18 protein-coding genes and 2 riboswitches are annotated in these 22236 nt (G+C 67.6%); of the genes, 10 read left to right on the top strand and 8 right to left on the bottom strand.

The features are described 5' to 3' along the window. Nucleotides 1-45: 45 nt before the first annotated feature. From EX88_RS0113990 to EX88_RS0113980, 3 genes are all read right to left on the bottom strand, one after another. Nucleotides 46-933 carry an MBL fold metallo-hydrolase gene (locus tag EX88_RS0113990; protein WP_430536913.1) on the bottom strand — a complete coding sequence of 296 codons (888 nt, stop codon included), beginning with the start codon at nucleotides 931-933 and terminating at the stop codon, nucleotides 46-48. Nucleotides 934-1019: 86 nt separating this feature from the next. Beyond that, entirely contained in the window at nucleotides 1020-1865 is an 846-nt protein-coding gene (locus EX88_RS0113985) for a S1/P1 nuclease (RefSeq protein ID WP_051885119.1), read from the bottom strand. 199 nt (nucleotides 1866-2064) lie between these two features. Beyond that, nucleotides 2065-2688, bottom strand: a complete 624-nt coding sequence (locus EX88_RS0113980) for an OmpW/AlkL family protein (protein WP_031372607.1) — start codon at nucleotides 2686-2688, stop codon at nucleotides 2065-2067. A 301-nt stretch (nucleotides 2689-2989) separates the two neighbouring features. On the opposite strand from EX88_RS0113980, the gene gap reads away from it, so the two are divergent. The 4 genes from gap to EX88_RS26555 all read left to right on the top strand — a co-directional run bounded on the left by gap (nucleotide 2990) and on the right by EX88_RS26555 (nucleotide 6534). Next, complete coding sequence (gene gap / locus EX88_RS0113975; RefSeq protein ID WP_031372606.1) at nucleotides 2990-3994, top strand: type I glyceraldehyde-3-phosphate dehydrogenase; 1005 nt, start codon at nucleotides 2990-2992, stop codon at nucleotides 3992-3994. A 536-nt stretch (nucleotides 3995-4530) separates the two neighbouring features. Further along, a complete protein-coding gene (locus tag EX88_RS0113970; RefSeq protein ID WP_031372605.1) occupies nucleotides 4531-5394 on the top strand; it encodes a HEAT repeat domain-containing protein in 864 nt (287 codons plus the stop codon). 18 nt (nucleotides 5395-5412) lie between these two features. Continuing rightward, nucleotides 5413-6324, top strand: coding sequence for a hypothetical protein (locus EX88_RS24595; RefSeq protein ID WP_051885109.1), 912 nt, complete (start codon nucleotides 5413-5415; stop codon nucleotides 6322-6324). 63 nt (nucleotides 6325-6387) lie between these two features. After that, nucleotides 6388-6534 carry a hypothetical protein gene (locus tag EX88_RS26555; RefSeq protein WP_161786128.1) on the top strand — a complete coding sequence of 49 codons (147 nt, stop codon included), beginning with the start codon at nucleotides 6388-6390 and terminating at the stop codon, nucleotides 6532-6534. Between the two features lie 83 nt (nucleotides 6535-6617). Here EX88_RS26555 and metE read toward each other — a convergent pair whose 3' ends face one another. After that, nucleotides 6618-8900 (bottom strand): 5-methyltetrahydropteroyltriglutamate--homocysteine S-methyltransferase, encoded by a 2283-nt coding sequence (gene metE / locus EX88_RS0113955; protein WP_031372603.1) that lies wholly within the window; start codon nucleotides 8898-8900, stop codon nucleotides 6618-6620. 205 nt (nucleotides 8901-9105) lie between these two features. Further along, a riboswitch (cobalamin riboswitch) is annotated at nucleotides 9106-9312 on the bottom strand. Between the two features lie 20 nt (nucleotides 9313-9332). On the opposite strand from metE, the gene EX88_RS26550 reads away from it, so the two are divergent. Together EX88_RS26550 and EX88_RS0113950 are read left to right on the top strand one after the other, a co-directional pair. Beyond that, entirely contained in the window at nucleotides 9333-9503 is a 171-nt protein-coding gene (locus tag EX88_RS26550) for a hypothetical protein (RefSeq protein ID WP_161786127.1), read from the top strand. Between the two features lie 233 nt (nucleotides 9504-9736). Next, nucleotides 9737-10756: a hypothetical protein gene (locus EX88_RS0113950; protein WP_223620257.1), complete on the top strand. Its 1020-nt coding sequence runs from the start codon at nucleotides 9737-9739 to the stop codon at nucleotides 10754-10756. 39 nt (nucleotides 10757-10795) lie between these two features. Here the strand turns inward: EX88_RS0113950 and EX88_RS0113945 are convergent, their stop codons facing one another. Next, a complete protein-coding gene (locus tag EX88_RS0113945) occupies nucleotides 10796-11842 on the bottom strand; it encodes an aldo/keto reductase (protein ID WP_031372601.1) in 1047 nt (348 codons plus the stop codon). Nucleotides 11843-12081: 239 nt separating this feature from the next. Here EX88_RS0113945 and EX88_RS0113940 point away from each other — a divergent pair, with 239 nt between their 5' ends. After that, a complete protein-coding gene (locus tag EX88_RS0113940) occupies nucleotides 12082-12720 on the top strand; it encodes a hypothetical protein (RefSeq protein ID WP_152566267.1) in 639 nt (212 codons plus the stop codon). Between the two features lie 18 nt (nucleotides 12721-12738). Here EX88_RS0113940 and EX88_RS0113935 read toward each other — a convergent pair whose 3' ends face one another. Together EX88_RS0113935 and EX88_RS0113930 are read right to left on the bottom strand one after the other, a co-directional pair. Then, entirely contained in the window at nucleotides 12739-13110 is a 372-nt protein-coding gene (locus EX88_RS0113935; RefSeq protein ID WP_031372599.1) for an acyl-CoA thioesterase, read from the bottom strand. Nucleotides 13111-13217: 107 nt separating this feature from the next. Further along, on the bottom strand, nucleotides 13218-14264 hold the full coding sequence (locus EX88_RS0113930) for a ribonucleotide-diphosphate reductase subunit beta (RefSeq protein ID WP_031372598.1): 1047 nt from the start codon (nucleotides 14262-14264) through the stop codon (nucleotides 13218-13220). A gap of 69 nt (nucleotides 14265-14333) precedes the next feature. Between EX88_RS0113930 and EX88_RS0113925 the strand changes: the two genes are divergently transcribed. Then, the gene (locus EX88_RS0113925; protein WP_031372597.1) at nucleotides 14334-14696 is read left to right on the top strand and encodes a four helix bundle protein; all 363 of its coding nucleotides are present in this window, start codon (nucleotides 14334-14336) and stop codon (nucleotides 14694-14696) included. Between the two features lie 33 nt (nucleotides 14697-14729). Here EX88_RS0113925 and EX88_RS0113920 read toward each other — a convergent pair whose 3' ends face one another. Beyond that, entirely contained in the window at nucleotides 14730-17201 is a 2472-nt protein-coding gene (locus EX88_RS0113920; protein WP_081930980.1) for a ribonucleoside-diphosphate reductase subunit alpha, read from the bottom strand. A 299-nt stretch (nucleotides 17202-17500) separates the two neighbouring features. Beyond that, a riboswitch (cobalamin riboswitch) is annotated at nucleotides 17501-17723 on the bottom strand. Nucleotides 17724-17858: 135 nt separating this feature from the next. Here EX88_RS0113920 and EX88_RS0113915 point away from each other — a divergent pair. Both EX88_RS0113915 and EX88_RS0113910 read left to right on the top strand, forming a co-directional pair. Then, nucleotides 17859-20642: a DUF2339 domain-containing protein gene (locus tag EX88_RS0113915; RefSeq protein WP_051885108.1), complete on the top strand. Its 2784-nt coding sequence runs from the start codon at nucleotides 17859-17861 to the stop codon at nucleotides 20640-20642. 10 nt (nucleotides 20643-20652) lie between these two features. Continuing rightward, a complete protein-coding gene (locus EX88_RS0113910; RefSeq protein ID WP_051885107.1) occupies nucleotides 20653-22041 on the top strand; it encodes a DUF3999 domain-containing protein in 1389 nt (462 codons plus the stop codon). Nucleotides 22042-22236: the final 195 nt, after the last annotated feature.

Genomic DNA, 22236 nt, shown 5'->3' with positions numbered 1-22236 from the left:
GAGTGTGAGTCAGGACGAGAGTAGCGCGAAGCCGGTTGAGTCGCCTCAGAACCGGTCGAGCGGCAGTTTCAGGTAACGCACGCCGTTGGCCTCGGGCTCGGGCAGGGCGCCGGCGCGCAGATTGACCTGCAGCGCCGGCAGGATCAGCGCCGGCATCTGCAGCCCGGCGTCGCGCTGCTCGCGCAAGGCGACGAACTCGGCCTCGCCGGTGTCGGCGCGCACGTGGATGTTGCTGCGCTTCTGTTCGCCGAGCGTGGTTTCGCAGGCCGGCTCGCGTTCGGGCTTGCCGTAGTCGTGGCAGACGAAGACGCGGGTGGCGTCGGGCAGCCGGTACAGCGTTTGTATCGACCGATACAGCATCGCCGCGCTGCCGCCGGGGAAGTCGCAGCGCGCGGTGCCGCTGTCGGGCAGGAACAGCGTGTCGCCGGTGAACAAGGCGTCGCCGATCAGATAGGCGAGGCTGTCGCGGGTGTGGCCTGGCACCGGGATGGCCCGCGCCTGCAGATCGCCGATGGCGAAACCTTCGTCGTCGGCGAACAGATGGTCGAAGGCCGGGACCGCCTCGGTCTCGGCCAGGCCGAACAGCGGCGCGAACACACGCCGGACCTCGCCGATGCCGCGGCCGATCGCGATCCGCGGCGGCGTCGCGCCGCCAGCGGCGATGGCCTCGCGCAGGGCGTGGGCCGCGCTGAGGTGATCGGCATGGGCATGGGTTTCGAGCAGCCAGTCGATGCGCAGCCCCAGGCGCGCGGCTTCGTCGAGCAGGGCTTGCGCGCTGCCCAGGCCGGTGCGGCCCGAGCGTGCGTCGTAGTCGAGCACCGGGTCGACGATGGCCGCCGCACGCGTCGCCGGGTCGGCGACCAGATACGACCAGGTCCCGGTTTCGCGATGATGGAACGGCACGACCTGCGGCGACATAACCTGCGGCGACATACGAAAAGCTCCTGGCGGCGATCCCGCCCGATGGACGCGGCAGGGGCGGGCCGCCCGTCGATCAGGCCGGCAGGCGGCCGGTGCGCTCAGCGATGCGCGAGCGCGGCGTTGAGGACGCCGGCCAGGTGCGCGCCGCCGAGCCGCAGCTGAGTTTCCGCCACCGGGCGCCAGGTTTCCACATAGGCCGGTTCGAGTATGTGGCCGTCGGGATAGAAACCCGGCTGCAGCACGATCCGGCACGAGGCCTCGGCCCAGGCGGGCGAGGCCGGCGGCAGGCCGAGAGCGGTCGCGGCCGGCGCCGGGGTCTGCCGCAGGTACTTGAGATAAGCCGTGTAGTCGCGCTTGCTCATCGACAGCATCTTGCTGTCCCACAGCGAGTGCAGGTTGGTGCCGTAGCCGTCGACGGGTTCCGGCTCGCCGGGAATCTGCAACTGGTAATCGTTGCCGCCCTTGTCGCGGCCGAAGCCGGCGTGCAGCGGCTGGTGCACGTCGCCGACGAAATGGACCACGAACTTCAGGGCCTGCAGGCGTTTGTCTTGGGACTGGCTGCGGTCGGCGAGGATCGCGGTCTGGGTGCGGATCGCCTCGACCACACAGTTGCCCTTGGGGCAATGGCGCGCGGCGTCGTAATGGCAGTCGTCCTCGGCGAGGTTGACGTAGTGCCACTTGGCGCTTTCTTTGCCGAGTGTGGGGTTGCTGCTGCGCAGGTCGTCGGCCCAATTGGCGATGCCGGGCAGGGACGGGTCGGCTTCGCCTTTGAGCATCTTGGCGATTTCGGCGCGTACGTTCGGACGCAGATCGTCCCAGGCCAGCGCCGCGACGAGGCGATGCCCCTGCGGACCCCAGGCCAGACTGTTGAGCGGCAGCAGAAGCAGCAGCGCCGAATAGCGGCGCAGCGATTTGGAGAAGGAACGCGCACGGATGGAGGTCATGTCGTCCACTTTACCGGAGCCGCGCACCGACTCCGCTGTCCGAACCTGGCGGCGCGGTCGGCCGAAACCGGGACGCGCAAACGGCGGTGCGGTCCGCATTCGCTTGGCGGATGGCCGTGCCGCACGAGTGTGGCAACAATCGCAGGATCGGCCGTGAGGCGATCGCGGCCCGCCGCGATCGCCGATGCGGATCGTCCGCTTAGAACTTCATCACGTAGGCCAGACCGAACACGGTCGGGTCGATGGTGGCCTTGCCGATCTTCTGGTCGTTCAGCTCGACGTCGGTCTGGATGTCCATCCAGCGCGCATCCACGCGGATCGAGCTGCGCTCGGTCAGGATGAAGTCGACGCCGACATGGGCCGCCACGCCGACCGAGTCGTCGAGCTTGAGGCGGGTGCCGCGCAATGCGCCGGTGGTCTTCTCGCTGAAGAAGGTCGTGTAGTTGACGCCCAGGCCGACGAAGGGCGAGACCACGCCGCGGCTGTTCCAGTGGTACTGCAGCGAGAACGTCGGCGGCAGGTGCTTGGTCGTGCCGACCTTGCCGACGCCCTTGATATCGATGTCGTGCTTGAACGGCGTGGCCGCCAGCACCTCGATGCCGAGGTTGTCGCGGATGAAGTACTCGAAGGTGATCGTGGGCTGGACGTTGTCGCCGATTTCCAGCTCGGCCGCTCCGCCTAGCACGCTGCCGTTGTCGGACTTCGGATTGACCTGGTGAGCGCCGATACCCAGGGTGAAGTTGCCGGTCTGCTGGGCAAGGGCGGGCTGGGCCGCGCAAGCCAGGGTGGCGGCGAGGACGCCGCCGATCAGTCGCTGATTCATTCCTTGAGTCCCCTGTGAGGTCGTGAAGAGACCGATTTTGCAGGTTTGCTGAACAGGAGTCTGTCCGCACCGCACTCTAAATACGCCGGAGAACGGTAAACCTAGACCTGCGTTCCATTCTTGTTGCTATGTGCCGCAGAAAGGGCCCTAAAGCCGCTGTGGATGCGGTCACGGGCCGCCATAAGCCGTCGATGGCCCGTCGATGAGCCGTCCATGGGGCCGGACTGCGACCCAGGCGCCGCCTTGCTAGAATGGGGGTTTCCCCACTTGACCCGCCCGGGCGGCTGCAGGAGTTACCTCAATGACGATCAAGGTAGGCATCAACGGCTTCGGCCGCATCGGACGCAACGTCCTGCGCGCGGCCGTGCAGAATTTCGGCAACGACATCGAAATCGTCGCCATCAACGATCTGCTCGAGCCCGACTACCTGGCCTACATGCTGCAGTACGACTCGGTCCACGGCCGCTTCAAGGGCGAGGTCAAGGTCGAAGGCAACACCCTGATCGTCAACGGCAAGAAGATCCGCCTGACCCAGGAACGCGACCCGGCCAATCTCAAGTGGGACGAGGTCGGCGCCGAAGTCGTGATCGAATCGACCGGCCTGTTCCTCGACAAGGTCACCGCGCAGAAGCATCTCGATGCCGGCGCGAAGAAGGTCGTGCTGTCGGCGCCGTCGAAGGACGACACGCCGATGTTCGTCTATGGCGTCAACGACAAGACCTACAAGGGCGAGACGATTGTCTCCAACGCCTCGTGCACCACCAACTGCCTGGCGCCGCTGGCCAAGGTGATCAACGACAAGTGGGGCATCAAGCGTGGCCTGATGACCACCGTGCACGCCGCCACCGCGACCCAGAAGACCGTCGACGGCCCGAGCAACAAGGACTGGCGCGGCGGCCGCGGCATCCTGGAGAACATCATTCCGTCGAGCACCGGCGCGGCCAAGGCCGTCGGCGTGGTGATCCCGGAGCTCAACAAGAAGCTCACCGGCATGTCGTTCCGCGTGCCGACCTCGGACGTGTCGGTGGTCGACCTGACCGTCGAACTGGTCAAGGAAGCGACCTATGCCGAGATCTGCGCGGAAATGAAGGCGCAGAGCGAAGGCGCGCTGAAGGGCGTGCTGGGCTACACCGAAGACAAGGTCGTGGCGACCGACTTCCGCGGCGACGCGCGCACCTCGATCTTCGACGCCGAAGCCGGCATCGCGCTGGACGGTACCTTCGTCAAGCTGGTGAGCTGGTACGACAACGAATGGGGCTACTCGAACAAGTGCCTGGAAATGGTCAAGGTCGTCGCCGGCAAGTAAGAGGCGGTTTTCCCGATCGACGAAAAGCCCCGCGATTGCGGGGCTTTTTTGTTGCGCGGGGTTTGTGGAGGCGATGGGGGCATGTCGTAGCGACGAGGGCTGGAGTCCTTCTGATTCAGCGGCGTCCTGATCTTTGGCGTGTATGGCTGCGTTCTAACGGCAAAGCAAATCCTCCCTTGCCCCCCTTTGGCAAAGGGGGGCTGATTCGGAGGTTGCGTGGTGCGGGCGAGGTGGACGGGTTCGTAGATTGCTGGCGTTAGGTGGCCGGAGTGAAGGCGCAATTACGTAGCGACGGCGCGTTGGATCGCGGCGGCCGCCGCATCGATCGAGTTGTGACCGGCGTCGCCCTGTGCATCGCTGCGTTTGCGACGGCTTGTCGCTAGGATCGCAACACGTGGTCCGGGGAGCGGTTGGACCACGATCCTCCGCGACGCGCGATCGTCGCCAGGCCGTGGCCCTTCCGAATAGATGGGCGACGGCGGCCGCAGGACGCGGAAGGTTTCGCTGGATCGAACTCACAACTCAAGGAAGGATGCATGGATGCACAATCGCGCTCTTTAGCCGATTCCAGATTCGCGCGCTTCAAGCATGCCGTCGACCGGCGCGTCGGCGAGCGCGGCATCGCCGGCATCGTCGATATGCAGGCGGACCTGCAGACCCTGCTGCAATCGGGCGCCATCGCCGCGCGCTTGCGCCAGGAGCTGTCCGATCTGCTCGGCGACGGCGAACAGGCGTTGTTGTGGGAAAACTGGAACCGCGGCGGCCTGTGGAGCCGGCACGGCGTGTTCCTGATGTCGGGCGAGGGCTGGTCGTTGCACCTGTCGCGCTACTTCAGCTCGTCCAGCGGCATCTTCACCCTGTCGCAGTACGCCTGCATCGGCGTCGCCGCCGGCGCCATCGAGCTGAGCACCTACGCCACCGGCGAGAGCTTCCGCAACGCCTACTTCGAACGCGAGCAGAGCGTGCAGCTCAACCGCCGCATCGAACTGGCCAACGGCGAGGCCGTGGCGCTGGGCGTGGACGATGCCGCGTTCAAGGTCGACGTTCGGCAACCGACCATCGTGGTGTTGTTGCTCTCGCAAAGCGCGGTCGATCTGCAATGGCGCTTCGATCCCGAGACGCTGCGTGCCGACAGCTGCATTTCCGCGCGCCTGAGCGACTCCGAACTGGTCTGCATCGGCCAGACCCTGGCCACTATCGACGCGGAGCAGGCGCCGCAGGCCTTGCTCGAACTGAGCCGGCACCCGCGCCATTTCGTGCGCTGGTCGGCCATTCAACTGCTCGGCAAGGTCGATCCGCAGGCCGCGCTGGAGCGTTTGCACGATGCCGTCGACGACGAGCACGACGACATCCGCCGGGCCGCGACGCGTTCGCTCGCCGCCCTGGCCCCGACCGCCTGACCGCTTGAGGACACCGCCATGGCTTATACCTTGAATGCCACCGCGACCACGGTGGCCAGCGAAGAAGAGCTGTTCGATTTCATCTTCAGCCGGGTCGATACGCTCGACCCGGACAGCATCGCCGAAGCCGCGCCGGTGCTCGCCGCCTACGCCAACGACCCGGCCCTGGTCGCGCGCACCATGGCGCGGTCGCTGCGCTCGATCCTCGACGGCGAGCCGCCGCCGTTCGTCGCTCCGCAGTGCTACGTGATCGCGCGGCGCAAGCACGTGATGATCCGCGCCAACGTGTGGTCGCCGCTGAAGCAGACCGGCGCCCTGCGCAAGAACGAGGAGCGCGCGTACTCGTACGACACCGCCCACGACCACAACTTCCATTTCCTCACCGTCGGTTATTTCGGCTCGGGCTATCGCACCCACATCGCCGAGATCGACCCGAGCGAACTGACCGGCGCCATCGGCGACAGCGCGCGCATCCTGGATTCGGAGGTCACGACCCTGCCCAAGGGCAAGATCATGCTCTACCGCGCCCACCGCGACGTGCACCGGCAGGCGCCGCCGGACGAGTTGTCGATCTCGTTGAACGTGCTGTTCAACAATCAAAGCCAGATCGCCAAATGCCAGTACAACTTCGTGTTCGAACAGGAATTCGGGGAAGAGCGCGCGCGCATCCTCAGCTACACCTCGGCGAGCATCCACAGCCGCTTGTCGATGCTGGCGGAAATGGCGGTGCTGGTCGGCGGCGACGAACTCACGCCGCTGTTCGCCGACGTGGTCGACTCGACGGTGCTGCCGCCGCGCATGCGCCTGATGTGCCTGGACGGCCTGCGCGAGGATAGCGACGCTTATCGCGGCGCGCTCGAGCGCCTGTACGCCGACGATTGCGCGATGGTCCGCGACCATGCGAGCAAGGTGCTGCAGACGCTGCAATGAATCTGCGCGGCGTCGCCGGCGCGCCGCGGGATGCCATCAGGCCGGCGAATCAGGAGCAACTCTATGGAAGGTAGTCTGCAAATCCAGGATCTGGATTACGAAGTCGCACCGTTCAGCGTGTCCGGCGCCGACGTCGGCGCGATCGTGCGCTCGGTGGAAAGCTCCGGCCAGCCGGAGCAGTGGAACGTGCTGGCCTACGACGTGATGTAAGGCAAGCGCCCCTTCCGTAGTTCGGAAGGGGCATCGTCGGCGGCGCGATCGCGCCGCCGACGGTTCCGTTCAGTCGGCCATGCTCAGTCGACTTCGGCGGCGACCTGCTCGCGCAGGCCGCGCGCCGACTGCACCATCGCCCGCAGGGCCGAGCGCACTTCCGGCCAACCGCGGGTCTTCAGACCGCAGTCCGGGTTGACCCACAACTGCGCCGGGTCGAGCACGTCGAGCGCCTTGTCGAGCAAGTCGCGCATCTCGGTCTCGCTGGGCACGCGCGGCGAGTGGATGTCGTAGACGCCCGGGCCGATGCCGTTCGGATAGCGATAACGTACGAATGCGTCCAGCAGCTCCATGCGCGAACGTGAGGTCTCGATCGAGATCACGTCGGCGTCGAGCGCGGCCACCGCCTCGATGATGTCGTTGAACTCGGCGTAGCACATGTGTGTGTGGATCTGGGTCGCGTCGCCGACGCCGCTGGCGGCGAGGCGGAAGCTTTCCCCGGCCCAGGCCAGGTAGGCCGGCCAGTCGGCGCGGCGCAGCGGCAGGCCTTCGCGCAGGGCCGGTTCGTCGATCTGGACGATGGCGATGCCGGCCGCTTCCAGGTCCAGCACTTCCTGGCGCAGGGCCAGGGCGATCTGGCGGCAACTGTCGGCGCGCGGTTGGTCGTCGCGGACGAAGGACCACTGCAGGATCGTCACCGGTCCGGTCAGCATGCCTTTGACCGGCCGCTGGGTTTGCGCCTGCGCGTAACGGGTCCAGTCGACGGTCATCGCCTGCGGCCGGACCACGTCGCCGAACAGCACCGGCGGCTTGACGCAACGCGAGCCGTAGCTCTGCACCCAGCCGTGGGCGGTGAAGGCGAAACCGTCGAGCTGCTCGCCGAAGTACTCGACCATGTCGTTGCGTTCGAACTCGCCGTGCACCAGCACGTCGATGCCCAGCGCTTCCTGCTCGCGCAGGCACAGCTTGGTCTCGTTCTCCAGGAAGGTCCGGTAGGCCGCGTCGTCGATCTTGCCGGCCTTGTGCTCGGCGCGCGCGCGCCGCACTTCGGCGGTCTGCGGGAACGAGCCGATGGTGGTGGTCGGGAACAGCGGCAGGCCGAGGCGCTGCGCCTGCACCTTCGCGCGTTGCGGGTAGGGCGAGGCGCGCCGGGTCATCGCCGGTTCGACCGCGGCCAGGCGCTTGCGCACCTCGGCATTGCGCAGCAACGGCGAGGCCAGGCGCGCAGCGCGCGCGCTGGCGGCGGTGGCGAGGTCGCGGTTGGCGTCGGCGCTGCCGGTGAGGGCATCGGCGAGCAGGCGCAGTTCCTCGATCTTCTGCCGCGCATAGGCCATCCAGTGACGCAGCGGTGCGGGCAGCTTGCGTTCCAGTTCCAGGTCGGTCGGCACGTGCAACAGCGAGCACGACGGCGCCAGCCATTGCGCGCGATCGCCGGCGCGGCGGGCCAGGCTCAGCGCGGCGTCGAGATCGGCGCGCCAGATGTTGCGGCCGTCGACCACGCCGAGGCTGAGGACGCGGTCGTCCGGCAACAGCGGCAGCACGCTTTCCAACTGCTGCGGCGCGCGCACCAGGTCGACGTGCAGGCCTTGCACCGGCAGGCGGGCGGCGAGGGCTGCGTTGTCGCCGAGGCCGCCGAAGTAAGTCGTCAGCAAGCGTTGCGGCGCGTCGGCTTCGGCCAGGGCCGCATAAGCGCGGCGATAGGCGTCGCGATCGTCGTCGTCGAGGTCGAGCACCAGGGCCGGCTCATCGAGCTGGACCCAGTCGGCGCCCGCCGCCTTGAGCTTGCCGAGCAGTTCGGCATAGGCCGGCAGCAGGGCATCGAGCAGCTCGCGCGGGTCGCCGCCGTCGCTGCGCTTGCCGAGCTTGAGGAAGGACACCGGGCCGAGCAGCACCGGTCGCGCCTGGATGCCGAGCTCGCGCGCCTGGGCCAGTTCCGCCAGCGGCTTGTCGCCGCGCAGGACGAAGCGTTGGTCGCGCTCGAACTGTGGCACCAGATAGTGGTAGTTGGTGTCGAACCACTTGGTCATCTCGAGCGCGTGCAGGTCGCGACGGCCGTCCTGCAGGCCGCGGGCGAGGGCGAAGTAGCCGGTCAGCGGGTTTTCGTCGTAGACCTCGCGGTACGGCGCGGGGACCGCGTCGAACAGAACGGCGGTATCGAGGACGTGGTCGTAGAGGGAGAAATCGTTGCACGGCACGACGTCGGCGCCGGCCTGCCGCGCCAGTTGCCAATGGCGTTCGCGCAGGCCGTGGGCGGTGTCGTGCAGCGCCTGGGCCGGCGTGTCGCCTTTCCAGAACGATTCGAGGGCCAGCTTGAGCTCGCGCCGCGCGCCTATGCGCGGGAAGCCGAGATGGGTGACGCTGATCATGATGATTACCTGCGATGCGTGGGCATGGCGCAGGGCAACGAAGGAGACCACGGCTGCGCCGGCCCGACGCTCGCGCGCCCGGCTTCGCCACAACCCTTGGTGTCGACCTTCGCCCCCGCGGGCGAACCGGCGCGCACGACGCGGCCCGCGCCGGGACGGGCCCGGACGCAGCGCCGACGCCTTGCGGGCCGGAGTCGGACGGAAGGCGAGCCTTCCGGTCATGGCAGGTCTTCGGGCTTGGGGCATGGAGCACGAGGCGCCTCCTACTGTCCGTCGCTTCCCGGGATCGCTCCCAGTGCCTGACGAAGTTCGTTCCCTATACCGCTGCGGGGCAGCTCCGGAATTGGACGTGGCGTCCGCACCGGATTCCCTCTAACCGCCGCCGGTGCGAACCGGTGGCGATTTGTCACATCGCTTCATCTGCATGAAGCGATGTTCACCATCACGCCGCCAAGCTACGCAGCGCGACCGGCGAAGTCAATCGCCGCGATCGCGATGCGTGGACCCGGTTTGCGATTTGTGGCCGCAGCCGGCGACGGCGCCGCGGCCGGGGTTTCCCCGGCTGCCGTTCATGCGCCGCCGACGATGATGTCGGCACGCTGACGGGCGCGAACGCCATGACCTCCTGCCGTTGAGCTTGGCGGGCCCTGGGGCTAACGTTCGTGCTGTGGCGACGATGCGCGGCGCGGGTCCAGGACGGCCCGCGCGATCCCGACTCCGATGGGTGGAACATGCTTTTCAGAAGGACGTTTGCGCTGACCTTGTGCCTGCTCGGACTGGCGGCTTGCGGGAGGGATTCCGCCGCGCCGCCGCCGGCCCGGTCCGAGCCGGTCACCATGGGCAGCCAGAACGAGTCGCCCAAGGTCGCCGCCGCGGACGCGTCGAGCGAGACCGACATCCTGCAAGGCACCTACTGGCCGCCGGCCAAGCTCGACGGCGGCGTGGCCAAGATCAGCTGCGAATACGACTACCCGCGTTTCGGCGACGGAAAACCGCTGACCGCGCTGGACTTCTTCAGCCTGGTCGACGCCTTGTCGCCGTGCCAGGCCAGCGGCGTGGTGCGCCTGCATTACCAGGGCAAGATCGGCGCCGGCTTCACCGCGCTGGTGCAGCGCGTCGCCGCCATGGCCACGCGCATGGAAATCCAGACCCGCATCCTCGACATCGACTCCAGCGGCGGCCACGTCGAGGAAGCGATCCGCGCCGGCGACTCGATCGCCGAATCGGGCTGGGCGATCTGGGTGCGCGAGGATTCGGTCTGCCACAGCGCCTGCGTCTTGGTGCTGGCCGCCGGCGACACCCGCTCGATCGAAGGCAAGGTCGGCATCCACCGGCTGATGCGCGACCGCTCGACCGCGACCTCGCGCGCCGAACTCAGCCGCGAACTCAAGGCGATCAACCAGCAGGTGCGCGATTATCTGGAACGCAACGGCGTCGCCACCGGCGTCGCCGACCTGATGATGACGATCGCCAACCGCGATCTGCGCGTGTTGACGGTGGACGAGCTCAAGCAGTTCGGCCTCGACGGCACCAACGCCGCCCAGGACGACCTCGACCGCATCCGTCTGACCCGCAAGTGCGGCGAGGACTTCGTCCGCCGCCGCGAAGCCTTCCGCCGCGATTTCGACGCGCAGTGCATGGCCACCGGCAAAAACTTCGCCTCCATGCCGGAATGCGCAAAAGCCTTGCAGGAACAGTTCGGCTTCCCGGACGAGACCTGCCCCTCCGACAGCCCGGCCGATCTGTACGCCCGCGACCTGCGGCGCCTGCCGCTGCCGGACGATGCAGGCGCCGATGCCGACGCGCCGGCCACGGCGGGCGCGTCGAAGAAGCGTTCCAACAAGAGCGCCGAATAGCCGTCGTGCGCGCCGCGCGAGCTCGACCCCGCCGGGCGCTCACCAGCGGCGTTCGATCCGCGCGCCGCCGAACATCACCTGGCGGATGCCGGGCAGAGCGAGGAAATCGTGCGGGAAGCCGAACTGGATCGCGCTGGCGTCGTCGAGCCGACGCTGTTGCGCCTCGTCGAATTCGATGTCGAGCGCGCCGAGGTTCTCCTGCAACTGCGCCAGGGTGCGTGCGCCGATCACCGGCGCCACCGCGCCGGGCCGGCGCAGCAACCAGGCCAGGGCGATCTGCGCCGGCGGCCGTTCGAGTTCGGCCGCGACCGCCTTGACCGTCTCGGCGATGACGAGGGCGCGTTCGGTCAGGGCGCCGTTGCCGATCGCCACCGCGCGGCGGCCTTCGGCGCTGCCGGCATCGAGGTCGGCCTGCGTGTACTTGCCGGTCAATACGCCCGAGGCCAGCGGCGACCAGGCGGTGACGCCGAGCCCGAGTTCGGCCGCCATCGGCAGCAGTTCGCGCTCGCTGTCGCGCTGGGCCAGGCTGTACTCGGTCTGCAAGGCGATCAGCGGCGACCAACCGCGCAGTTCGGCCAGGGTCTGCATGCGCGCGGCCTGCCAGGCCGGAAGGTCCGACACGCCCGCATACAAGACCTTGCCGGCGCGGACCAGATCGTCGAAGCCGCGCATCACTTCCTCGGCCGGCGTGGTCGCATCCCAGGCGTGCAGATACAACAGGTCGATGTAGTCGCTGCCGAGCCGGCGCAGACTGGCTTCGACCGACTGACGCAGGTTCTTGCGGTGGTTGCCGCCGGCATTGGGGTCGCCGGGGTTCATGCACAGCGAAAACTTGGTCGCGATCACCAGCGCATCGCGGCGACCGCGGGCGAATTCGCCGATCAGGCTTTCCGAACTGCCGCCGGTGTAGAGGTTGGCGGTGTCGATGAAGTTGCCGCCGCGTTCGAGGTAGGCGTCGAACACGCAGCGCGCTTCGTCGGCGTCGCTGCCCCAGCCCCAGTCGTTGCCGAAGGTCATCGTGCCGAGGCAGAGCGGGCTGACGCGCAGGCCGGAGCGGCCCAGGGTGCGGTAATCGTCCAGGCGCATGTCGTGATTCCATCGAGGGAGAGCCACGAGTCTAGGCAGCGCCGTGCCGGCGAAATATCCGCAACTTGCTTCCGGGCGCGCGCCGGGTAAGGCTGATGTCGGCCGCGGCTTGCGGCGATGGAGCGCAGATGTCGAAGCAGGAAGCGAAACCGAAACCGAAACCGAAACCGAAGCCGAAGCCGAAGCCGAAGCAAGAAGCAGCCGCGGCCACGAAGGATCCGGTCAGCGAGGATTTCCCGGTGACGATGGCCGAATGGAAGGTCATGACCGTGATCGCGATCGGGGTCGCGGCTATGGTCGCCCTGATCATGACGATGGTGAACCTGGTCGATGGGGGCGGGCCGGTCGCGGTGGAGCCCAGCGGCTTGTGGCGGGCGTGGAACCTGTTGCTGATCGTCGGCCTGGCCGGCGGCGCTTATCGCCTGGGGCGTTGGCCGAGTCTGCGGCCCTGGCGCGTGCTGGCGGCGGGGCCTTTGTTGATGCTGCTGGTGGCGATGTGGATGGCGCTGGGTTGGTCGGTGGACCGCTACAACGCGCGTTGGGGACGCGAGGAGTGGGTGGTCGGCAAGACCGTCAACCTGCATTGGCAGCAGCATTGGAGCAAGAACGGCGGCCCGAGCGTCACGGTGAGCTTCCGCTTCGAGCCGGAGGGCGCGGCCGCTGATGGCGCGGCCGTCGATGGTGCAGATCGCTCGCGCTACATCGAGACCTCGCAGCCCTTGTATTGGTCGCTGCAGCAGAAACCGCGATTGGGGATGCACCTGCTCCGCAGTTGGGCCGGCTTGTCGTATCGCGCGCTGGTGTTGTGCGAGCAGCCCAGCGGCGCCTGCACGGGCACGATCGTGCCTGAGCCGGAGACGCCCGGCACGGCGCCCTGAACGTCCTGGCCGCGCGCCTCAGCGCGCGAGCGGCGGTACCGGCGTGGGCTTGCCGTCGCTGTCGAGCGCGATCATGGTGAAGCGGCCGCGGGTGGCCAACTGCGATTCACCCGAAAGCAGATCTTCTTTGTGCATCTCGACCTCGACCTGGATCGAGGTGCGGCCGGTCTCGACCACGCGCGCGATCAGCTCGACCAACGCGCCCTTCGGCACGGCGGTATGGAAGTCGATCTGCTCCGAACGCGCGGTGACCACCGTGCGACGGGCGTAGCGCGAGGCGGCGATGAAGGCGGCCTTGTCCATCCATGCCAGCGCCTGGCCGCCGAACAGCGTGCCCAGGTGGTTGGTGTGGTCGGGGAAGACGATCTCGGTCATGCGCGCTTCGATCATTTGAGCAGTGAGCTTCGAGGAGTGAGGAGTGAGTTGGAGGAGCGAGGAGCGAGTCAAGGGCCGGAGCCGCTCTACTCACTCCTCTCTCCCAATTTCTCGCTTCTGCTTTAAAACGCTTCGTCGAAGGCGACTTCGCCCTGCACGCCGACCTGGTAGGCCGAGACGCGGCGCTCGAAGAAGTTGGTCACTTCCTGCACGTCCTGCAGGTCCATGAAGGCGAAGGGGTTGGTCGAGCCGAAATGCTTGGGCATGCCGAGCTGGGCCATGCGCTGGTCGGCGCAATATTCCAGGTATTGGCGCATGTCCTTCAGCGACAGGCCGACCACGCCGCCGGACAGCACGTCGCGGGCGAACTGGTATTCGCATTCGACCGCCTCCTCGAACATCTTCACCACCTGCGCGCGCAGGTCGGCGTCGAACAGGTCGGGTTCTTCCTCTCGCGCGGTGCGGATGACTTCGAACGCGAACGCCATGTGGCAGCTCTCGTCGCGGAACACCCAGTTGGTGCCCGAGGCCAGGCCGTTGAGCAGGCCGCGCGAACGCAGGTAATAGACATAGGCGAAGGCGGCGAAGAAGAACAGGCCTTCGATGCAGCCGGCGAAGCAGATCAGGTTGAGCAGGAACTGGCGGCGCTGATCGCGGGTTTCGATGCGCCGCAGGCCCTGGATCGAGTCGATCCAGCGGAAGCAGAACTCGGCCTTGGCGCGGATCGAGGGGATGTTCTCGACCGCATCGAAGGCCTTGGCGCGCTCGTTCGGATCGGGCAGGTAGGTGTCGAGCAGGGTCAGGTAGAACTGCACGTGCAGCGCTTCCTCGTACAACTGCCGCGACAGGTACATGCGCGCTTCCGGCGCGTTGATGTGCTGGTACAGGTTCAGCACCAGGTTGTTGGAGACGATGCTGTCGCCGGTGGCGAAGAACGCGACCAGGCGTTCGATCAAATGCCGCTCGGCCGGGCCGAACTTGTGCTTGAGATCGTTGACGTCCTGGGAGAAATCGACTTCCTCGACGGTCCAGGTGTTGCGGATCGCATCGCGGTACATCTCGTAGAAGTGCGGATAGCGCATCGGCCGCAGGGTGAGATCGAAACCGGGATCGAGGAGCTTGGTTTCGAGTGCAGAGGAGCGAGGAGTGAGTGGGGAAGTCGCTGACATGGACATAAGGGGTTTTCCGATTTTAGGTGTGCGGCGGATGAGTCAACCTCTGTTGTGAGGGAGCAGCCGATGCACTACCAAGTAACTACGATTTGGGACAAGTCCATGAGGCTGGCGGAACAGGTTTGCATCGTTTCGACGCAGCTCCCCGCGATGGAGCGATATGGAATTCGGTTGCAACTGACCCGGTCTGCCGTGTCGGTACCTAGCAATATCGCGGAAGGCTGGACGCGGGAGTCTAAGAAGGAGAAGGCGCAATTCTTGGCCATCGCACATGGTTCGCTATCGGAGCTTCACACCCAAGTATTGATCTGCGAGCGGGTGGGCTGGCTGTTCCCGGCCGATCTCGTCGAAATAAAACGTCTTATCGACGAGACCAGCCGAATGCTTACCGTCCTGCGAAGAGCCTCAAGGTCACTGAAACCGCCTTGACTCACTCCTCACTCCTCTCAACTCATTCCTGCCTCACTGGCAAGCCTCGCAAGATTCCGGGTTCTCCAGCGAACAGGCGATCGCCTCATCCGTGGTGTATTCCGGCTTCGGTGCGCTGACCGCCGGTGCGCTGACCGTGGTCTTGGCGATCTTGGTGGCCGGACGCGAACGCAGGTAATACGTCGTCTTCAGGCCCTTCTTCCAGGCGTACATGTACATCGAGCTGAGCTGGCCGATGTTCGGGCTTTCGATGAACAGGTTGAGCGATTGGCTCTGGTCGATATAGGCGCCGCGCTCGGCGGCCATGTCGATCAGCGAGCGCATCGGCAGTTCCCAGGCGGTGCGATAGACCTGGCGCAGGGCGTCCGGCACTTCGGTCACCGACTGGATCGAACCTTCGGCCATCTTGATGCGGTCGCGCATCTCCGCGGTCCACTGGCCGAGCTTCTTGAGCTCTTCGACCAGGTACTTGTTGACGACCAGGAAGTCGCCCGACAAGGTCTCGCGCTTGAACAGGTTCGACACCTGCGGCTCGATGCACTCGTAGCAGCCGGCGATCGAGGCGATGGTCGCGGTCGGCGCGATCGCGATCAGCAGCGAGTTGCGCAGGCCGTGCTCTGCGATGCGCTTGCGCAGCGCGTCCCAACGCTCGGGCTGCGACGGGGTCACGCCCCAGGCCTCGAACTGCAGTTCGCCGACCGAAGCGCGGGTGTCGGCGAAGGACGGGTGCTTGCCGTGTTCCATCGCCAGCTCGTTCGACGCCGACAGGGCGTGGAAGTAGATCGCCTCGGCGATTTCCTGGGCGAGCTTGCGCGCGGGTTCGGAGTCGAACGGCAGGCGCAGCTTGAAGAACACGTCCTGCAGGCCCATCGAGCCCAGGCCGACCGGGCGCCACTTGAGGTTGGCGCGGCGCGCGGTCTCGATCGGGTAGAAGTTCAGGTCGATCACGCGGTCGAGCTGGCGCACGGCCAGGCGCACAGTCTCGGCGAGTTTGTCGAAATCGAACGCGCCCTTGCCATCCTCGTACATCTCGACGTGGTGCGAGAGGTTGATCGAGCCCAGGTTGCACACCGCAGTCTCGTCCTGCGAGGTGACCTCGAGGATTTCGGTGCACAGGTTCGACAGGTGGATGACGTTGCCGTCGCGCAGGGTCTGGTTGGAGGCGCGGTTGGACTTGTCCTTGAAGTTCATCCAGCCGTTGCCGGTCTGCGCCAGGGTGCGCATCATCCGGCCGTAGATGTCGCGCGCCTTGACCTTCTTGGTCGCCAGGCCGGCCGCTTCGGCGGCGTGATAGGCGCGGTCGAAGGCTTCGCCCCACAGGTCGGTCAGCTGCGGCACCTTGGACGGATCGAACAGCGACCAGTCGGCGTCGGCCTCGACGCGGCGCATGAATTCGTCGGGAATCCAGTTGGCGAGGTTGAGGTTGTGGGTGCGGCGCGCTTCGTCGCCGGTGTTATCGCGCAGTTCGAGAAACTCCTCGACGTCGGCGTGCCACGGCTCCAGGTAGACGCAGGCCGCGCCCTTGCGCTTGCCGCCCTGGTTGACCGCGGCGACCGAGGCGTCGAGGGTCTTGAGCCACGGCACGATGCCGTTGCTGAGGCCGTTGGTCGAGCGGATCAGCGAACCGCGCGAACGGATGCGGGTGTAGCTCAGGCCGATGCCGCCGCTGAACTTGCTGAGCTTGGCCACGTCCATGTAGCGCTTGTAGATCGCTTCCAGCGAGTCGTCGGGCGAATCGAGCAGGAAGCAGCTCGACAACTGCTCGTGGGTGGTGCCGGCGTTGAACAGGGTCGGCGAGCTCGGGATGTAGTCGAGCTGGGCCATGCGCCGGTACAGGGCGAGTGCGTCGCCGACGTCTTCGCTCAGCGCGCAGGCGATGCGCAGGAAGAATTGCTGCGGGGTCTCGATGACGGTGCGCGCGGTCGGATGGCGCAGCAGGTAGCGGTCGTACAGGGTGCGCAGGCCGAAGTAGTCGAACTTGGCGTCGAGGTTGCGGTCGATCGCGTCGTTGAGCTTGCGCGCATTGGCCTGGACGAAGTCGAGCAGGCGCTGGTTGATCAGGCCCAGGTCGAAGCCGCGCTGGACCGACTGCGAGAACGCATGGATCTCGATGCCGGCGACTTCCTTCTCGATCACGCCGGCGAGCAGGCGCGCGGCGAGGCGGCCGTATTCGGGTTCTTCGGCGGTCAGCAGGGCGGCGGTGCGGATCGACAGTTCGTCGAGCTCGCGTGTGGTCGCGCCGTCGTACAGGCCGGAGATGGTGCGGGTGGCCACGCGCATCGGGTCGACGGCGTACAGGTTCTCGCCGCTGCGGGTCACCGCGCGCACGATCTTGTTCAGGTCGACCGGCTCGCGGCGGCCGTTGCGCTTGGTCACGCTCATGGTCAGGTTGGCCGCGGGCGGGGTCAGCGCGAAGCCGGTATCGGCTTGCGGGTCGCGGGCGGGTTTGGCGGCAGTGTCGGCGGCGGGGGAGGCGGCGGACGATTCGGGTGCGAGCGTGGTCATGGCGTAACTCCGGGGCGTGGGTGCACGGGTCGCCGACCTTCCCGCGAAGGGCGACGCGCGGAGAACGCGGACGCGCCAGCGACGACCGGCCGCGCAGCGGCGTCGTCGATGGCACGGCCGTGCCCCCGCGGGCGCGGAACTCGGGAGCTTGCAGGCGAGGTGTCGCGCGGCCCGAGACGGGCGCATCCCGCGTCGGCGCGCGTGGCGGCGCCGCAACGGAACGAGCACGACGGCGGAGCCATCGTGCTGCGACACCGGCCGTCTTCCCCCGAAGACTCCTGGGCCGGTACCGCGCGGTGTGCAACGCGCGGCTGTCGGCAGGTCTTCGGGCTCGGGACACGACGACTCGCGTCTCCTACTGGCTACCGCTTCCCAGACGCGAGGCGCGTCCAGTGCTTGGTAGCGTTCGTTTCCCATACCGCTGCGGGGCAGCGCCGGCTTTGGACGCCGCGCTGGCTGCGTCCTTACCGGCTTCCCTATTGAGCCAATCTCGCGATCGGCACCGACGGGCACAACATAGTGTGGTTTATCGATTCCGTCAACGCGATATGTGGTGAACAAGCTGTGTATAGAATGCGTGAAGCCTTGTCCTTCAAGGCTTGCGGCTTGGTGTAACGTTCGTGACCAAGCGCACGATGCACGGAACAGGGACGGGTGATGGAAGCACTGATCGTTTTAGTGGCACTGGGGTTGTTGCTGGTGCCGATCCTGCTCGTGGTGGCGCTGGTGCAAGTCGCCGGATTGAAGTCGCGCGTGTCCGAGCTCGAGCGTCGCGTGGCGCAGCAAGCCGAGTCGTTGAGCGCTGCGAGATCCGGCCGCCGCGAGGACGAGACCCTGGCCGAGCGGATCGCGCGCGAAGCGCCGCCGCCGGCGCAGGCGGTCCGTCCGCCGCGGCCCGTCGTTCCCGCGGCCGCTCCTCCCACGACCGCGCCACCGCATACCGTTCCGCCGGTCTCGCCGCCGCCGACCGCGAGCGTGCCGCCGCCGATACCGCAAGACGCCGTCGTCGCCCGCCCGGTCGCCGCGCGCGTCGCGCCCGCAGCCGCGCGCGCACCCGCCGCACCGCCGCCGCCGGACGTGTTCACCGTCGCCGCGCGCTGGCTGCGGCGCTGGTTCACCGAAGGCAACGTGCCGGTCAAGGTCGGCATGCTGGTGTTGTTCGCCGGCGTCGCCGCGTTGTTGAAGTACGCGACCGACCAGGGCTGGCTGCACCTGCCGATCGAACTGCGCCTGGCCGGCGTCGCCCTGGCGGCGATGGCCGGGCTGGTGTTCGGTTGGCGCCAGCGCGAACGCAAGCGCAGCTTCGCCCTGAGCCTGCAGGGCGGCGCCATCGGCGTGCTGCTGTTGGTGGTGTTCGCGGCGTTCAAGCTGTACCAGCTGATGCCGGCCGGCGCGGCGTTCGCGCTCAGCGTGGTGCTGGTGGCCGGCGCCGGCGTGCTGGCGGTGAAGCAGAACGCGATGGCGCTGGCGGTGTTCGCGATCCTCGCCGGCTTCCTCGCGCCGATCTGGCTGTCGACCGGTTCCGGCAACCACGTCGCGCTGTTCGGTTACTACGCCGTGCTCAATGCCGGCATCTTCGCCATCGCCTGGTGGCGACCGTGGCGCGTGCTCAACCTGCTCGGCTTCGTCTTCACCTGGGGCATCGGCACCTTGTGGGGCGTGCTCAAGTACCGCCCCGAGCACTTCTCGACCACCGAACCCTTCCTGCTGCTGTTCTTCGCCTTCTATCTGTTGATCCCGGTGCTGTATGCGCGCAAGCGTCCGGCCGGGCGTCGCGACCTCATCGACGGCTGCCTGGTGTTCGGCACGCCGCTGGTCGCGTTCTCGCTGCAGGCCGGTTTGCTCGAAGGCGAGCGCATGCCGCTGGCGTTCTGCGCGCTGGGCTTGGGCGTGTTGTACGCGGCGCTGGCCTGGTGGCTGCGTCGCGACGAACGCTTCCTCGCCCTGTCGACGCCGTATGCCTTGCTCGCCGCGGGTTTCGCCACCCTGGCCATTCCGCTCGCGCTCGCCGCCGAGGCCACCGCCTGCGTGTTCGCGCTCGAAGGCGCGGCGATGGTCTGGCTGGGCCTGCGCCAGCAACGCCGCTTGCCGCAGTTGGTCGGCTTCCTGCTGCAGGGCGCCGCTGCATTTGCCTTCGTCATCGGCGCCAGCGACGCGGTCTGGGATGCCGAAGTGCCGGTGCTCAACGCCAGTTTCGCCGGCGCCCTGCTGATCGCCATCGCCGGTTTCGCCAGTGCCTGGAGCCATCGCCGCAGCGACAGCCCGGTGCCGGCCTTGCCGTATTACCTGTGGGGCCTGGCCTGGTGGCTCGGTGCGGCCGGCAGCGAGATCGCCGACTTCGTCGCCGACCGCCACAGCGCCGATGCGGTGTTGATGCTGACCGCCGCCAGCGGTTGCATCGCCGCCGAAGTGTTCCGTCGCCACGCCTGGAAAGCCTTGTCGCTGACTGCGGTATTCGCATTGTTGTCGGTGCTGCCGTTGCTGTTCCTGCAGACCGAACAGCACGACTACCCGCTGGCCGGATTCGGTTGGCTGGCCTGGGCGCTGTATGCCGTGCTCGGTTGGCGCAACCTGAGCGGCCTGCGCGAACGCGCCGGCGGCGAACTCGGCCTGGGCCATTCGGGCTGGTGGTGGGCCTGGGCGCTGGCGATCGGCATGACCCTGCTGCGCGTGTCGACCTTGTGGGAGCGCAACGGCATTCCCGCGCTCGGCACCGGCTGGACCGTCGCGGCCTTGTTGCTGCCGATGCTGGTCATGGCCGCGGCGATCCTGTGGCGCCCGGGCGTGGTCGCACAGCCCTTGCCGCAACGCTTCGCCGCTTGGCGAGCGCCGCTGATGGCCTCGTTCGCGATCGTGCTGGCGCTGGCGATCGGCTTCACCCTCGCGACCCCGGCCAATCCGCATCCGCTGATGTGGCTGCCCCTGGTCAACCCGCTCGGCCTGATGCAGTGGGCGGTGTTGACGGTGTTCGGCGCGTGGCTGGCGTCGCCGCTGGTCGGCGCTGAACTGCAGCGCCGCCGCGTGCCCTTGCTCGCCGCCGCCGGTTTCGTCCTGATCACGGTCGAAGTGCTGCGCAGCGCGCACTACTGGGGCGGAGTGGCGTGGTCGTCGTCGATGTTCTCGACCAGCCTGGTGCAGACCAGCCTGACCGTGGTCTGGAGCGTGCTCGGCGTGGCCGGCTGGATCGCCGGTTCGCGCCGCGGCCAGCGCGGCCTGTGGCTGGCCGGCGCGGTGCTGATGGCGGTGGTGCTGGCCAAGTTGGTACTGGTCGATCGCGGCCATCTCGGCAACTTGCTCGGCATCGCTTCGTTCATCGCCTACGGCCTGCTGTGCACCCTGGTCGGCTATTTCGCCCCGGCGCCGCCCGGCGCGCCGGCGCCGCCGTACGACGATACCCGCCCCGACCGCCCCGACCGCAGCACTCACGAGGCCCAGGCATGAGCGCGATTTCATGAGCACGATCTCCGGGTTCCGCCGCAGCGCCTGGTTGCTTGTCGCGGTGCCGTTGTTGGCCTGGGCCGGCCCGCGCGAGGACTACGCGCGGCAATGGCCCTTGAACCTCAGCCGCGACGACGGCGGTGCTTATCGCGTCGTGCTCGACGAGAACGTCTATCGGCAGGCGCAGAGCCCGCAGCTGCGCGACGTCGAGGTGCTCGACGGCAGCGGCACGCCGGTGCCGGCCTCGGTGTTCGCGCCCGAACAGCCCCTGGCGCGTGCGCCGCAGCGCGTGGCCTTGCCGTGGTTCGCCTTGCCGGCCTCGCCGTCGGACTCGGCGACCCAGGGTTGGGAGTTGATCAGCGAAGTCGAGACCGACGGCCGCCTGCGCCGCGTCGAAGCGCGCAGCACCGCCAGCGACACCACGCGCTTGCCGCAGACCGCCTTGTTGATCGACGCCAGCCGCTTGCGCCGGCCGATCCTCGCGCTCGAACTGGAATGGGCGCCGGGCGCCGCGCTCGATGCGGCCTACAGCGTCGAGGCCAGCGACGATCTCGATCAATGGCGCAGCCTGAGCAGCAGCGGCCGTCTGGTCGACCTGCAACGCGGCGGCCAACGCCTGCTGCAACGGCGCATCGTCTTCGACAGCGTCGGCGAGCAAGCGCGTTATTTGCGCCTGACCCCGCAAGACCCCAAGGCCGCCGCGCAGATCAGCGCGGTCAAGGCCGAACTGGCCGGTAACGCCGCCGCCGCGCCGCTGCAATGGCGCGAGCTGAAAGGCCGTCGCCTCGAACAGAAGGATGGCAGCGTCGCGTTCGAATACGAACTCGACGGGCGCTTTCCGATTCAGCAGATCGACGTTGCCCTGCCGGGCAACCATGCCTTGGAATGGCGCCTCGACAGCCGCGACGACAGCGAGCAGGGCTGGCACCCGCAGGCCGGCCCGTGGATGGCGTTCCGCGTCGCCGGCCAGGGCGAGGGCGACCGCTCCGCCGCGCGCCAGCTCGCCGCGACCGTGCGCGATCGCCACTGGCGCTTGCGTGCGAACGCCGCGGTGCCCGGCGAACCGGTGCTGCGCCTGGGCTATCGCCCCGAAGTCGCGGTGTTCCTGGCCCAGGGCGCACCGCCGTACACCCTGGTCGCCGGCAGCGCCCGCACTGCCCGGGCCGACTCGCCGCTCGCGCATCTGATCGAAGCCTTGCGTCAGACCCGCGGTAAAGACTGGCAACCGGCCGAAGCCAGCCTCGGCGGACCCGCGGCCCTGGCCGGCCCCGCCGCCCTGGTGCCGCCGGAACCGAAGCGCGACTGGCGCTCGTGGCTGCTGTGGGCGGTGTTGATAGCCGGGGCGTTGATCGTGGCGGGCTTTGCTTTCAGTTTGTTGCGCAGTTCGAAGCCGGTGGATTAAGGGTTCGCGCGGTAGCGTTGCTTTGCCTTTAGCTCCAGCGCCGCATTCGCTACGCCTATGACTTAGTTTTATGTGGCTGTGGCTGTGGCTTTAGTTTTTTGCGGTTGCGGTTGCTGTTGCTGTGCGCAGTGCTGCACTCGCGAAGGCCATAGAAGACCCGGAGGGCGGCGCGCAGGGATGCGCGCCGTTTTTCAT

This window comes from Lysobacter antibioticus (genome assembly GCF_000731095.1).
Lineage (GTDB): Bacteria > Pseudomonadota > Gammaproteobacteria > Xanthomonadales > Xanthomonadaceae > Lysobacter > Lysobacter antibioticus_B.
This window is presented reverse-complemented; position numbering and strand designations above follow the sequence as displayed.

Bases quoted from the DNA above. Each gene is read 5' to 3' on its own strand.
- gap (WP_031372606.1), top strand. From the start codon at position 2,990: ATGACGATCAAGGTAGGCATCAACGGCTTCGGCCGCATCGGACGCAAC.
- EX88_RS24595 (WP_051885109.1), top strand. From the start codon at position 5,413: ATGGCTTATACCTTGAATGCCACCGCGACCACGGTGGCCAGCGAAGAA.
- EX88_RS0113950 (WP_223620257.1), top strand. From the start codon at position 9,737: ATGGGCAGCCAGAACGAGTCGCCCAAGGTCGCCGCCGCGGACGCGTCG.
- EX88_RS0113990 (WP_430536913.1), bottom strand. From the start codon at position 933: ATGTCGCCGCAGGTTATGTCGCCGCAGGTCGTGCCGTTCCATCATCGC.
- EX88_RS0113945 (WP_031372601.1), bottom strand. From the start codon at position 11,842: ATGCGCCTGGACGATTACCGCACCCTGGGCCGCTCCGGCCTGCGCGTC.
- metE (WP_031372603.1), bottom strand. From the start codon at position 8,900: ATGATCAGCGTCACCCATCTCGGCTTCCCGCGCATAGGCGCGCGGCGC.
- EX88_RS0113910 (WP_051885107.1), top strand. From the start codon at position 20,653: ATGAGCACGATCTCCGGGTTCCGCCGCAGCGCCTGGTTGCTTGTCGCG.
- EX88_RS0113980 (WP_031372607.1), bottom strand. From the start codon at position 2,688: ATGAATCAGCGACTGATCGGCGGCGTCCTCGCCGCCACCCTGGCTTGC.
- EX88_RS0113920 (WP_081930980.1), bottom strand. From the start codon at position 17,201: ATGACCACGCTCGCACCCGAATCGTCCGCCGCCTCCCCCGCCGCCGAC.
- EX88_RS0113985 (WP_051885119.1), bottom strand. From the start codon at position 1,865: ATGACCTCCATCCGTGCGCGTTCCTTCTCCAAATCGCTGCGCCGCTAT.
- EX88_RS26550 (WP_161786127.1), top strand. From the start codon at position 9,333: ATGTTCACCATCACGCCGCCAAGCTACGCAGCGCGACCGGCGAAGTCA.
- EX88_RS0113970 (WP_031372605.1), top strand. From the start codon at position 4,531: ATGGATGCACAATCGCGCTCTTTAGCCGATTCCAGATTCGCGCGCTTC.
- EX88_RS26555 (WP_161786128.1), top strand. From the start codon at position 6,388: ATGGAAGGTAGTCTGCAAATCCAGGATCTGGATTACGAAGTCGCACCG.
- EX88_RS0113935 (WP_031372599.1), bottom strand. From the start codon at position 13,110: ATGATCGAAGCGCGCATGACCGAGATCGTCTTCCCCGACCACACCAAC.
- EX88_RS0113915 (WP_051885108.1), top strand. From the start codon at position 17,859: ATGGAAGCACTGATCGTTTTAGTGGCACTGGGGTTGTTGCTGGTGCCG.
- EX88_RS0113925 (WP_031372597.1), top strand. From the start codon at position 14,334: ATGCACTACCAAGTAACTACGATTTGGGACAAGTCCATGAGGCTGGCG.
- EX88_RS0113930 (WP_031372598.1), bottom strand. From the start codon at position 14,264: ATGTCAGCGACTTCCCCACTCACTCCTCGCTCCTCTGCACTCGAAACC.